9 protein-coding genes are annotated in these 12960 nt (G+C 66.2%); 7 read left to right on the plus strand and 2 right to left on the minus strand.

Annotated features, from left to right (window positions below; translation table 11 throughout):
* The 7 genes from G369_RS36595 to G369_RS0130840 form a co-directional block, all read left to right on the plus strand.
* A partial coding sequence (locus G369_RS36595) for a type VI secretion system Vgr family protein (RefSeq protein ID WP_019657930.1) occupies positions 1–2314 on the plus strand: 2314 nt, incomplete at its 5' end.
* Between the two features lie 31 nt (positions 2315–2345).
* On the plus strand, positions 2346–4685 hold the full coding sequence (locus G369_RS0130815; protein ID WP_019657931.1) for a type VI secretion system Vgr family protein: 2340 nt from the start codon (positions 2346–2348) through the stop codon (positions 4683–4685).
* 30 nt (positions 4686–4715) lie between these two features.
* Positions 4716–5156 (plus strand): hypothetical protein, encoded by a 441-nt coding sequence (locus G369_RS0130820; protein WP_020723378.1) that lies wholly within the window; start codon positions 4716–4718, stop codon positions 5154–5156.
* Complete coding sequence (locus G369_RS0130825; protein ID WP_019657933.1) at positions 5153–7828, plus strand: DUF2169 family type VI secretion system accessory protein; 2676 nt, start codon at positions 5153–5155, stop codon at positions 7826–7828. The genes G369_RS0130820 and G369_RS0130825 overlap by 4 nt, the downstream gene beginning before the upstream one ends.
* Positions 7825–8880, plus strand: coding sequence for a pentapeptide repeat-containing protein (locus G369_RS0130830; RefSeq protein WP_026346776.1), 1056 nt, complete (start codon positions 7825–7827; stop codon positions 8878–8880). Before G369_RS0130825 ends, G369_RS0130830 begins: the two co-directional genes overlap by 4 nt.
* A 20-nt stretch (positions 8881–8900) precedes the next feature.
* Positions 8901–9593 carry a DUF3540 domain-containing protein gene (locus G369_RS0130835; protein WP_080647941.1) on the plus strand — a complete coding sequence of 231 codons (693 nt, stop codon included), beginning with the start codon at positions 8901–8903 and terminating at the stop codon, positions 9591–9593.
* Positions 9594–9634: 41 nt separating this feature from the next.
* Positions 9635–10018: a DUF4150 domain-containing protein gene (locus tag G369_RS0130840; RefSeq protein WP_019657936.1), complete on the plus strand. Its 384-nt coding sequence runs from the start codon at positions 9635–9637 to the stop codon at positions 10016–10018.
* Between the two features lie 23 nt (positions 10019–10041).
* Here G369_RS0130840 and G369_RS0130845 read toward each other — a convergent pair whose 3' ends face one another.
* Both G369_RS0130845 and tagH read right to left on the minus strand, forming a co-directional pair.
* Positions 10042–10866, minus strand: coding sequence for a PP2C family protein-serine/threonine phosphatase (locus G369_RS0130845; protein WP_019657937.1), 825 nt, complete (start codon positions 10864–10866; stop codon positions 10042–10044).
* Complete coding sequence (tagH, locus tag G369_RS0130850; RefSeq protein WP_019657938.1) at positions 10859–12913, minus strand: type VI secretion system-associated FHA domain protein TagH; 2055 nt, start codon at positions 12911–12913, stop codon at positions 10859–10861. Before tagH ends, G369_RS0130845 begins: the two co-directional genes overlap by 8 nt.
* Positions 12914–12960 lie beyond the last annotated feature (47 nt).

Consider the following 12960-nt stretch of genomic DNA (forward strand, 5'->3'; position numbering starts at 1 on the left):
AGCCCACACGCCGCTGGGCGAGAGCCAGCTGGTGTTCCGCTCGATGCGGGGCACGGAGGGTTTGTCGCAGCTGTTCGAATTCGAGGTGGACCTGCTGAGTCCGAGCGCGTCGCTGGATCTGAAGTCGATGCTGGGCAAGCCGCTGACGCTGGAGATCCAGACTGCGGGCAGCGGGCCGAGGTACCTCAACGGGCAGGTGATGCGCTTCTCGATGATCGGGCGGGAGGGCGATACGGAACGCCACACGGTGTACCGGGCCAGCGTGCGGCCGTGGCTGTGGTACCTCACGCGCTCGAGCGACAACAAGATCTTCCAGGACAAGAGCGTGGTGGAGATCCTGGAGGAGGTGTTCGGCGACTACGGCTTCGCGTTCGAGAAGCAGCTCTCTGGCAGCTATCGCAGCTGGGAATACTGCGTGCAGTACAACGAGAGTGACTACGCCTTCGTGAGCCGGCTGATGGAGCTGGAGGGCATCTACTACTGGTTCAGGCACGAGAAGGACCAGCACACGCTGGTGCTGTCCGACGACATCGGTGCGCACGAGGCGACGCCCGGGTACGAGACCATCGACTACTTCGCGTCCGACCGTGACATCACCGAGGACATGGAAGTCATCCGGGAGTGGCAGCCCAGCGAGGAAGTGCGCTCGGGCAGCTACACGGTGGACGACTTCAACTTCACCACGCCCAAGGGCGACCTGATCAACGTGCGCAGCCAGCCCCGGGGGCACGACAACGCCGACTACGAGGTGTACGAGTGGCTGGGCGACTACCCGGCCGCGGGAGACGGCGAGCACTACGCGAAGGTGAGGCTGGAGGAGGCGCAGTCGCTGGCGCAGCGCAGCAGCGGGCACTCGACCGTGCGGGGGATGGCGCCGGGCTACAAGTTCACGATGCGCAACTCGCCGAGGTCGGACGACAACCAGGAGTACCTGGCGGTGTCGGTGTCGTACGCGCTGCGCGAGGGGGGGTATGCCACGGGCTCGGAGCGCGGCACCTACGACTTCGACTTCGTGGTGCAGCCCACGGCGCTGGCGTTCAGGGCGCCCAGGCAGACGCCGGTGCCGCGCACCAGCGGTCCGCAGACGGCGACGGTCGTCGGTCCGCAGGGCGAGGAGATCTGGACCGACCAGTACGGGCGGGTGAAGGTGCAGTTCCACTGGGACCGGTATGGGCAGCGCAACGAGAACAGCTCGCGCTTCGTGCGGGTGTCGCACATCTGGGCGGGTGAGAGGTTCGGGGGCGTGTTCACGCCGCGCATCGGTCAGGAGGTGATCGTCGACTTCATCGGCGGGCGGCCGGACCGGCCGGTGATCGTTGGGCGTGTGTACAACGCGGACCAGATGCCGCCGTTCGCGCTGCCCGGGGAGGCGACCAAGAGCGGGATCGTCACGCGGTCGTCGAAGGGTGGCTCGGAGGCGACGGCCAATGCCTTGGTGTTCGAGGACAAGATGGGCGCGGAGCAGATCCTGGTGCACGCGCAGCGCAACCTGGACGTGGAGGTGGAGGGTGACGAGACGCACACGACCGAGAAGACGCGCACGACGCTGATCAAGGGTCACGAGTCGGCGACGTACGAGTCTGGCGAGGAGCGGCACATCACGCAGGGTGCGGTGGAGACGATCGACGGGGGCGAGGAGCGCACGGTGACGGGCGGTGCGACGGAGACGGTGACCGACGGGGAGACGCGCACGATCACGGGTGGGGCGACGGAGACGATCAGCGGGGGGGAGACGCGGGTGGTCAATGGCGGCATCGTCGAGACCGACAACGGAGACGTGCTGCTGGTGGTCAACGGAAGCACGATGCGTCTCGTGACGGGGGCGGACGTCCGCATCACGGCGGCGGGCCGGCTGGAGATCATCAACGCCCTCGACGGCAAGCTCGTGCTCGGCCCGCATGCGACCGCGGTGACCGGAACGAAGACGGTCTCGGCGCCGACCATGGTCTACAACAGCACCAACTACACGGTCAACACCACCAACTACACGCTCAACGCAGACGTCGCCGTCCTCAACACGCCGGGCTATACCGGCAATGCTGCCGATCAGGGATGGATCGACCAGCAGAAGGACATCGTGTCGAACCGGCATGTCAAGCTGTTCATCGGTTCCGCGGACTTTTTCGGGGCCAAGCTGCAGGTCGCGGGAGTGAACACCATGCTCAGCGGCGTCTTTGCAAACTGGTCGTACCTCTTTTGGCTCGATGCGCTCATCAACATCAAGGTCAATGTGAAGAGTCGCTTTGCCACGAGCACCGTCCAGAAAAGAGGGCCGTTCGTGGTCACCGTCAATCTGAAGCGCAACAAGAAATGAGCGCTGCCGGAACAGAAAGGAAAGACGCGTCATGGAAAGAGTAGTCCGTGCCCACACGCCGCTCGCCGAAGACCAGCTGTTGTTTCGCGCGATGCACGGCAGCGAAACGCTGTCGGAACTGTTCGAGTTCGAGGTCGAGATGCTCAGCCCCGATCCTTCCATCGATGCAAGGGCTCTGCTAGGCAAGTCGATGGCGCTGGAAATGAGGACTGCGGCCGATGCGCGCTTCCTTCATGGCGAGGTCACGCGCTTTGCACGGACGGGCCGCGAAGGCGGCACGGTGCGCCACACGGTCTACAGGGCCACCGTGCGGCCGTGGCTGTGGTACCTCACGCGCTCGAGCCACAGCCGTACCTTCCAGGGCTGCACCGCGGTCGAGATGATCGAGGAAGTGCTCGGCGCCTACGGCTATGCCTACGAGAAAAAGCTCAGCGGCAGCTACAGGGCCTGGGACTTCTGCGCCCAGTACGAGGAATCGGACTTCGCTTTCGTGAGCCGGCTGATGGAGCTCGAAGGCATCTACTACTGGTTCAGGCACGACAGGAACCAGCACACGCTGGTGCTCGCAGACGATGCCTCGGCCCATGATGAACTTCCCGGCTACGCGTGCATCGACTATTTCGCCAGCGATCGCGCCATCACGGACGACATCGAGGTGATCGACGACTGGCAGGTGACGGCAGAGGTGCGTTCGGGCAGCTATACGGTCGACGACTTCAACTTCACCACGCCCAAGGCCGATCTTTCGGGCACCCGGGTGCAGCCTTTGGCCACCGACAACGCCGACTACGACATGTACGAATGGATCGGCGACTACGGTGCAGCCGGAGACGGCGAGCACTATGCGCGTGTGCGGCTCGAGGAGGCACAGTCGCTCGCCGATCGCAGCGCCGGCCATGCCACCGTGCGGGGCCTGGCGCCGGGATATCGCTTCAACATGCGCGGCTCCCCGCGCGACGACGACAACCGGGACTACCTCCTGGTGTCGGTGAGCTACGACTGGCGCGAAGGTGGCTACGCAACCACGGCAGATGCGCCGGGCGGCTCATCCTTCGGCCACGGGTTCGTCGTGCAACCTGCCGACAGGCCGTTTCGCGCACCGCGGCGTACGCCGATGCCGCGCACCAGCGGTCCGCAGACGGCCACGGTCGTCGGCCCCGAGGGCGAGGAGATCTGGACCGACGAGTATGGCCGCGTGAAGGTGCAGTTCCACTGGGACCGCGTCGGACAGAACAATCAGGACAGTTCGTTCTGGGTGCGTGTCTCGCAGGCATGGGCGGGAGACTCCTTCGGCACGGTGCACGTGCCGCGCATCGGCCAGGAGGTGATCGTCGACTTCATCTCCGGGCGCATCGACCGTCCGATCGTGATCGGTCGCGTCTACAACGCCGACCAGATGCCGCCATTCGATCTGCCAGCGGAAGATGCCAGGAGCGGTATCGTGTCGCGCTCGACGAAGGGTGGCTCCGTGGCGAACGCCAACGCGATCGTGTTCGAGGATCGCATGGGGGCCGAGCAGATGCTGCTGCATGCCGAGCGCAATCTCGACACCGAAGTGGAAGGCGACGAAACGCACACCACCGAGAAGACGCGTACCACGCTCATCAAGGGCCATGAGTCGTCTACCTTCGAGTCGGGCGAGGAGCGCCACATCACCGCCGGCGCGGTCGAGACCATCGATGGCGGCGAGACGCGAACCGTGCACGACGGAGCGATCGAAACGGTGTCGGGTGGAGAGATCCGAACCATCACCGGCGGAGCGACAGAGATCATCAGCGGCGGCGAGAAACGCGTGGTCAACGATGGCATCTTCGAGACCGTGAACGGGGACGTGGTCGTCACGGTCAACGGCTCGGTGCTGCGGCTCGTGGCGGGATCGGACATCCGCATCACCTGCAGCGGGCGGGTCGAGATCATCAATGCCTTCGACGGCAAGCTGGTGCTCGGCCCCGACAACACCGTGGTCACGGGCACCAAGACAGTCACTGCGCCCGACATCACTTACACGAGCACCGATCACAAGGTCAACACCACCAATTTCACGATCAACACGAAAGTGACGACCTACAACACGCCCAGGCAGGAGGTGAATGCCGACAACCAGACCTGGTATCAGCGCAACGTGAAGGAAGGGACCGGGTTTCAGGTCACGGCGACGCTGGGGTCCTACGACCTGTACGGTTTCAAGGTCCTGACCTGCGGTCTCAACTCGATCAATTCAGGTGTTTTCGTGAACCTGTCGCTTGTCAACTTCATCGACTGGGTCTGGCGCAAGGAGAACATCGTCATCAAGCTGAAGAAGACCAAGGCGGTGGAGGTCGACGTGGCCTTGCAGGAAACACAGACCGGCGACCTGAATGTCACGGAATGACGCGGGCACCTCGCGAAGGAAGAACATCGAATGTCGTGGTCTGACATAGTACTGGGATCGGTGGGCGCGATCGCGATCGCCGCGACGGTGGTCCTGTCCGTCTTCCTGGTGTGGAGCACCGTGACCACCAACTCCGAATACAAGCAGGAGGAGCGGCACTGGCTGCAGCTGCGGGGTCATGCGCGGCATGCCGAGGCCGAGGTGCTCGGACTCGCCCGTCCGCCGGGCCAACTCACCAAGCGCAGCCGACATGGCGCCGGCATGACGGCCACAGAGCTGCGTCTGGCCTGGCGCGATGAGCGGGGCGAACTGCGCCAGGCCACCGTGAGGACCTTCATCGACGAAGACCTGCTATCGACTTTCGTCAGGGGTAGCAAGGTGCATGTGCTGTATTCCGACGCCGAGCCTCCGATGGTGGCGATCGATCGCGATCGCACACAGGTTGAAATCCCGAGCACGACCGCCGCATGAAGATCGTCAAGCCGCTGCGCATGAGCATGCTCACCCGCTCTTTCATCAAGGATCGACGCCACTGGCTGGGGATGACGGCGATCGTCATGACCGACGGCTTCGGCCTCGATGCGAAGCTGGTGCCCGAGCCTGATTGCTGGAAGACCTTCGCCACCGAACTCGGCGAGGAGTTTTCCATCGATCTCGGCATGCCCAAGGCGAATCCCGAGTTCCTGGTGGCGGGCAACGCCTACACGTGCCATCACGCCGATCGCACGCAGAGTGCGGTAGCGGTGCGGGTCGGCCGGCGCACCAAGGCGCTGCATGTGTTCGGCGATCGCTTCTGGGTCGACGGCCGTTCCAGCGCGCCGCAACCGTTCGACATGATGCGGCTCGACTGGCAGCACGCGTTCGGCGGCCCCGGATTCGCCGAGAACCCGGTCGGCATCGGCCATTCCGACGAAATCGTCAACGGCCTGCAAACGCGACGGCTGCCCAACATCGAACTGCCGCATGCGATGCTGCGCCGTCGAGACCAGCAGGTAGAGCCTGCTGGATTCGGCATGGTCGGTATCGAGCGGCCCTCGCGCGCACAGCGACTCGGAAAGCAATACGACGAGCACTGGAAGCAGAACATCTTTCCGGGCTATGCGCTGGACATGGAGTGGAGCTACTTCAACGCCGCGCCGCCCGACCAGTGGCTCGTGCCCGGTGACGGCGAACTGGCCGGCGCCGAGTTCGAGATCACGAACATGCATCCCGACCATCGGGTGCAGCGCGGTCGCATCCCCGGCTGGCGGGCCCGCGGCTTCGTGGTTCGTGGCAAGCATCACCTGCACAGCCTCGACGGTGCGGTGCTCGAAGACCTGCCGCTGCATCTGAGCACTGCATGGTTCTTCCCGCACCTTGAGCGCCTGGGGCTGATCTATCACGGCGTGACCGAGATCGCGGAGGACGACGCGGACGACATCAGCCACGCCATGATGGCGATGGAGGAGGGCAGTGCGCCGCCGCTGCCGGTTTCGGACTACCGCGAGGTGCTGGTGATCCGCTGCGAGGCGGAAGATCGTGCGCTCTATCTGCTGCATGACGAGCAACTGATGCCCGAGCACATCCTGGCCCCGTGGCCCGACCTGGACATGTCCGCTCTGCCGCCGTCGCCCATGCGCCGCAACATGGAGGTGCGCGCCGAACGCATGCGTTCGGAAGTGCGCGAGAAAGCCAGGGCGGACGGCGTCGACATGAGCCGCTTCGAAGCAGAGGAAGGCGAGATCCCGCCGCACAAGCCGCCCACGTCGATGCGCGAGTTGCCTGAGTACATCGCGAAGACGCGGGCGATGGTCGAAGAACAGCGCACGAAGATCGAGCAGGTGCGCGCCGAGATGGCGGCCGCAGCCGAAGCCAATGCGGTCGAGTCGCGCAAGGCTGGCTTCGACACCTCCAGGCTCATGGAGCAGAGCACGTCGACGAAACAGAAAGGCCCGCCGAAGGTCGACGCCTGGGCGCGCATCGAGAGGCAGCGGCAATCTTCCGCTGCGGCAGGGGCGACGCCCATGCCGCAGCAGGCGGCTGACGAATTGAAGCGGCTGTCGCACATGGCCGGCGATCAGCTCATCGCCAACTACCGGCGCACCGCGCAGCATCAGGATGCAGCCGATCCGATGACGCCGGAGGCTGCAGCGCAGGCGCGTGCGCAGGCCGAGCGCATCCTGGCCGATCGGCGCGATTTCTCCGACCTGGATCTCACGGGTGCCGATTTTTCGGGCATGGATCTGCGCGGCACGCGATGGCGGCGTACCTTGCTGGAGACCGCCGATTTCAGCGGTTGCAGGCTCGACGACGCGGACTTCGGCGAGGCGTTGCTCGTGCGCGCCCATTTCTCGCACACCTCGCTGCGGGGTGCCGATCTGGCCAAGGCCAACATGGTGCTCGCCGTGTGCGAAGACACCGATTTCTCCGGGGCACGGTTCGATCAGACCCAGCTCGACGAGCTTCGGGCGCAGGGCTGTGATTTCTCGGACGCGAAGCTGGTCGACCTGACCCTCGACAAGGCCCGCCTGAGCGACTGCAGGTTCGACCGGGCGCACCTTTCCTCGGTGGATTTCCTGGACGAGAGCGAACTGCACCGTGTCCGCTTCGATCATGCGCGCCTGCGAAAAGTCTCCTGGTACAACTGCGCCGTCTCGGAAATGATTTTTGCAGGCGCCGCACTCGACACCTGCGACTGGACCGACAGCGAATGCCACGGCGGCATCGACTTCTCCGACGCGCGCGTAGAGAGCACTTGCTTTGTCGGCAGCAGCAAGCTCGGGGGAGCCAACTTCCAGCGCGCCGTGCTGATCGACTGCAACCTGCGCGACGCGGTGCTCGATGCCGCCGACTTCACCGATGCCCGGATGGACGGCACCGATTTCTCGAACGCCTCGATGCGCAAGGCCACGCTGGTGGGCGCCGATGCGCGGGACTCGAGCTTCGTGCGCACCGACCTCACGGGCGCAACGCTCGTCCGTGCAAACCTGATCGGCGCGAACCTGCAGAAGGCCTTGCTGGGTTCGGCGAACCTCCATCGCGCGAACCTGTTCCAGGCCGACCTGGGCCAGTGCCTGATCGACAGGTTCACCCGGTTCGACGAGGCCTATACCGAGCAGGTCAAGACCGTGCCCAAGCGCGCACCCGAGCAGGACACGCCATGACGCCCACACGCATTCGATCCATGGTCCAGCGGGGCGACGAAATCCGCGAGAAGAACCTGAAGGGCCTGAACTTCCGCGGCTTCGACCTGTCGGGCGGCGTCTTTCTGTCGTGCGATTTCACCGGTGCCGATCTGTCGGGTGCGAAGCTCGAAGGCAGCATGTTCAACCAGTGCCGCTTCGCCGACGCGAACCTGGCCTCGGCCTCGCTCGTCGAATGCGTCTTCAGCCGGTGCGAGTTGCCTGGCGCGCGCATGCCCGGCGCGTCGCTCGACGGCGTCATGTTCGAGAGCTGCAACATGGCCGGCGTGGACTTCTCCGGCGCCGACCTGGGCCATGCCTCGTTCGCCGACGATATCCTGGACGACGCCTCGTTCGCCGACGTTCGCCTGGAGAAGCTCAGCGTACACGGCGGCTCGCTCCTGCGTGTCGACTTCTCGCGCGTGCGGGTGCAGGCCACCTTCTATCGGACCGATCTGCGCTCGGCGGTGTTCGCCGGCTGCAGCTACGACAAGACCATCTTTATCGAATCGAAGCTCACCGGGCAGGCATTTCGCGGCCAGTCTTTCGAGAACTGCCAGTTCACGGACGCCGACCTGCGCGATTGCGACTTCGAAGGTGCCACGCTCCTGCGCTGCAACTTCAAGGGCGCACAGCTGGAAGGCGGCAGCATGCGGCGCGTGCACGCGCCGCAAAGCCTGTTCCCGCAGGTGCACATGAAGGGCGTGGCGTGCACGGGCGGCGTATTCACCCAGAGCATCTGGATCGACGCGGAGCTGGAGGGCGCCGATTTCGCGGGTGCCGATCTCGAGCAGTGCGTCTTCCATCGTGCGCGCTGCAGCAAGGCCAGGTTCAGCGAATCGGTGCTGACCTATGCCGATTTCTCGTACGCCGACCTGCACGACGCCGATTTCGGTGGCGCCACGTTCATGCGCACGAAGATGCACCGCGCGCTGACCGAAGGCACGCGTTTCTCTGATAAAGGCGGCCTGCTGCCGAACGATCCCGATCTTTTCGCGGCCGAGGAGTTCTCGGCGCGCGGAGCCAGACCCTGACGAGTACATCGAGGTTGCCCATGAACGTTGCTTCCCTGCGATCCCCCTTGTCCCAGCCAACCCCGGCGGAACACCGTACGGGCCCGGAAAGCGGCGCAGTCAATGCGCTCGGCACCGTCGTCTCGGCGCTGCCCGGCGGTCTCTACAGCGTCGAGAGCGACGGGCGCGTGCTGCATTGCCAGCGCGCTGCCAGCTGCCTGCTGCGGCCGGAGATCGGTGATCTGGTGCTCGTGAGCGGGCCCGATTCGAGCCGTCTCTATCTCACGGCCGTTGCCGAACAGGCCGACGCACGGACATCGCGCCTGGACGTGAGCGGCGACATGACCCTGGCCTCCGAGCGCGGCGCGGTCAGCATCGAAAGCGCGACGCAGCTTTCGCTGCGAGGTCGCGAGGGCGTGCGCATGGATGCGCCGCAACTGGAGATCGACGCCAATACGGCCGATTGCCGCGTGGGTCGGCTGGCATACAGCGGCGAAGAAGCCGAGGTCAGGGTGCTCGGCATTCGCGTGATCGGCCGCGTCTACGAGGCGATCGTCGAGCGGCTTGTGCATCTGAGCAAGACGGCATTCCGCATGACCGAGGGCATCGATCAGGTGCGCGCCTCCCACATCGACTACCAGGCTACCGAGATGGCCCGGCTGCACGGCAAGAACACCGTGGTCACGGCACAGGACCTGATCAAGGCGGACGCAAGCCAGATCCACATGGGCTGAACGAGCCGCACATCCCCGAAAACCATCAAAGGAGACACCGCATGTTCGCCAACTGCCAATTGATGGGAATCGACCTGGCATTCCCCGACGTCTGCAAGTCGCCGGCCATACCGATCCCGTACCCCAACTTCGCACTGGGCCCCACCGCGATCCCGAAGGCCTGGAACATCCTCTACCTGTGCACCCCCGCACACAACCTGGCCACGCGCACGCCGCTCACCTTCGGCGACAACGCGGGCATCGGCCTGGGTGTGGCGGTGCAGAGCGTGATGGGGGAGTCACGGCACACGCTGGGCGCTTTCACCATGCTGATCAAAGGCTCCGCGCAGACGCGCCTGACGAGCATGACGCGCCAGAACCGTGGCAATGCGATGGGCATGCGGATCGTGCCGAGCCAGCCCAAGATCCTGGTGCTGATGGCCTGAAAGCGATCCGAAGATCGGAGGCTTCAGTCGGCCCTGGCGACTGCCGCCGTCCCCGCCAGCGTCACCTGCTGCGGAAACCCCACCCACACCGCCAGCGCCGAGTAGTTGTCCTGCGAATCATCGGCCTTGGCTTCCGCTGCGCGGCGGATCAGCGCCAGCCATTCCTCGGCGCTGTCGGCCAGTTGCAGTGACCGTTCCATCACCTGCTGCGAAATCAGCTGCCAGAGCCCGTCGGTGCAAAGCAGGAACGCATCGCCATCGGCCAGCCGCTGCGGCGCGGTGATCGTCGCCTCGGCCGTCGCGCGCGCACCGAGCGCGCGGTACAGCAGGTTGGTCTTCACCAGGCGCTCGCCGCCGTGGTGCTGGCTCGCGGCTGCATCGCCCGAGCGCTCCGACAGGCTGTGGTCCTCGGTGCGCTGCATCAGCGCACCGCGGCGGAACCAGTAGAGGCGGCTGTCGCCGACGTGGGCCCAGCAGGCCTGGTTGGTGATGCGGTCGACGAAGAGCGACACGAAGGTCGCGCTCATGCGGCTCTGCTCGGTGAGCTCGCGCTGTTTGGCGAGGATGGCGTCGTTCGCCGCCTTCACGCAGCGCTGGATGTTGTCTGCGGCCAGCGAAGGCCCGGCAACAAAGGTGTTGAGGGCCGTGTCGACAGCGATGCGCGAGGCGAGTTCGCCGCCTGCGTTGCCGCCGACGCCGTCGCTCACCACGAAGCAGCCGTTGCGTTCGTCGAGGTGGTAGCCGATGGCGTCCTGGTTGCCGCTGCGTTCGCCCACGCAGGAGAACTGCGATGTCGAGATCGGCACTGCGAAGGAGGCGGACGACGAGGAGCGTGTGGCTTCAAGCACGGCGCATCTCCTTCAGCCTTTCCATTTCCTTGTCGTAGGCCTGCTGGAAGGCGCGGCCGAACACGGCCTGGAAGTCGTCCTCGACGGCCGCCGTGGTCTCGGTGTGCAGCTGCTGAAGCTGGCGCCACAGGCGGGCCTCGCGCCCGCCGGGCAGCAGCTTCTCGCCGAGGCCGCCGTCGTGCGGGGTCTCGCGGCTGAGGGCGGCGGGGTCGAAGCGCTTCAGCAGCGTGAGCAGCGCGGCGCGCATGCCCGCAACCATGCCGAGCTGGTGCGACTGCAGGTCGCCGAGCGCGTCGTGCACGGCAGCCTCGGGCGGCAGGAAGCCGGGCATGCGCGCTCCGAACATCTGCATCAGCACGGCGCGGCCGTTCGGCAGGATCTTGAACGGGTTGTTCTCCTCGTCCACGATCATCGTGATCTCGGCGCGCACCTCGCGCTTGAGCATGGCGCGCGAGGACAGCAGCTCGATCGTGCCGTCGGTGAAGGCACGCATGATGCGGCCCAGCCGCTGCATGGCCTCGATGTCCATCGGCTGCTGGCCGGCGACTTCGGGCACGCCGGCGCCTTCGAGGAAGGCCTTGAAGAGGGCTTCCGCCGATGACGATGAGACCGCTGCGGTCTCTGTCGGTGCGGGCGATGGTGTCGGCGTCTGCGTCGGTGCAGCGGCTTGCGTCGGTGCCGCTACGACCGCAGGCTGTTCCACGACGGGAGATGGCTCGGGCCTGATCTCCTGCACGGCTGGCGGAGGCGGCGGTGCGGGAGGAGGTGGTGGGGGAACCGGTGTGGGCGGCGGCGCCTCCGCCCTCGGCGGTTCGACGACGGGTGCTTGTGCCGGCACCGGTGCAGGCATCGCCACCGGATTCGGCGGGCGGAATTGCGCCGCCACTTCGCGCGTGTGGTTCGAGTGGCTGTAACTCTGCACCGCCGGCCGGTTGTTCTGCAGCAGGTCGACCGCCGGGTGCGTGTCGCCCGGCAGCAGCGGATCGGTGTGGGGCAGTGCGGTGGGACGGGGGTCGGAGAGCGGCGAGTGCGCGCTCTCGTCGGAAGCGAAGAAGGACAGCGGATCGACGCCGCGCTTGAGCGCCACGTCCGACATGTCCCTGGCCGAATCGGGATTCAGCTCTGCGAGCGGATCGACGGGATTGCGGCGTGCCTGCGACGGCAGCTCGAAGGGCTCGTGCGCCATCGGGTCGGGCATGGGCGCGGGCGTGCTGTCGACGCGGCGCGGCGCATTGGCGAGGATGGCGTCCCAGTCCGCTGCGGAAGGCATCTGCGACGAACCTGTGCTCGTGGCCGGTGCCGGACTCGAGCCCTGCTTCGGCGGTGCCGATGGCGCGAGCGCGGCCCAGGGGTCGGGCTGCTGCGGCGCCGGTGCAGGCGGCTGCTGGTAAGGCTGCTGCAAGGGCGCAACGAAGGCGGTGCCGGGCGATGGCGGTGCGAAAGCAGCTGGTGGCGGTGGCACCGGCACTGGCGCCGCTTGGCGCGGGGGCGAGGGCATGGCCACCTTGGGCTGCATGTCGCCGATGGGCAGGGCGCCTTCGCCGAACAGGTCGGAGAAGACATCGGAGGCGCCGGAAGAAGGCAGCAGCGCGTCGATGGGGCCTGCCGCTGCCTGCAGCGGCGGCGCGGCCATCGTCGGCGGCGGCATGTAGGGCGCCGGCGCGGGCTGTGCGGGATAAGGCTGCACCGGGGACGCAGGCGGCGGCACCGGAGAAATCGGGCGCGCGGCATGTTGCGCGCTCGATGCCTCCAGCACGTAGCTGCCGATCGTCACCCTGTCGCCGTCCGCCACGCGCGATTCCTGGTCATGCGCGAGCGCGCGTCCGTTCACGCTGATGGGCAGCACCGCGCTCATGTTGCGCAGCACGGCGACGCCGTCGTCGTCGTAGCGCACGGTCGCCTGCAGGCGGGAGATCTGCCGCTGCTCGTCGGGCAGCACGAGGTTGTTGTCGGGGCTGCGTCCGATCGTTCCTCCGGGCGCGGCGAGCAATGCCGAGGGGCCCGTGGCCACCGGCCTGCCTGCGTGTTCGATCACTGTCCAACGCATGGCTTCTCCGTGTTGGTCTTCTCGCGCCGCTGTGCCTGCGCGGCCGC

The sequence above is a fragment of the Variovorax atrisoli 110B genome, from assembly GCF_000382045.1.
Lineage (GTDB): Bacteria > Pseudomonadota > Gammaproteobacteria > Burkholderiales > Burkholderiaceae_C > Variovorax > Variovorax atrisoli.

Excerpts from the sequence above, each read along its gene's own strand:
- G369_RS0130815 (WP_019657931.1), top strand. The coding sequence starts at position 2,346 with ATGGAAAGAGTAGTCCGTGCCCACACGCCGCTCGCCGAAGACCAGCTG.
- G369_RS0130820 (WP_020723378.1), top strand. The coding sequence starts at position 4,716 with ATGTCGTGGTCTGACATAGTACTGGGATCGGTGGGCGCGATCGCGATC.
- G369_RS0130825 (WP_019657933.1), top strand. The coding sequence starts at position 5,153 with ATGAAGATCGTCAAGCCGCTGCGCATGAGCATGCTCACCCGCTCTTTC.
- G369_RS0130830 (WP_026346776.1), top strand. The coding sequence starts at position 7,825 with ATGACGCCCACACGCATTCGATCCATGGTCCAGCGGGGCGACGAAATC.
- G369_RS0130835 (WP_080647941.1), top strand. The coding sequence starts at position 8,901 with ATGAACGTTGCTTCCCTGCGATCCCCCTTGTCCCAGCCAACCCCGGCG.
- G369_RS0130840 (WP_019657936.1), top strand. The coding sequence starts at position 9,635 with ATGTTCGCCAACTGCCAATTGATGGGAATCGACCTGGCATTCCCCGAC.
- tagH (WP_019657938.1), bottom strand. The coding sequence starts at position 12,913 with ATGCGTTGGACAGTGATCGAACACGCAGGCAGGCCGGTGGCCACGGGC.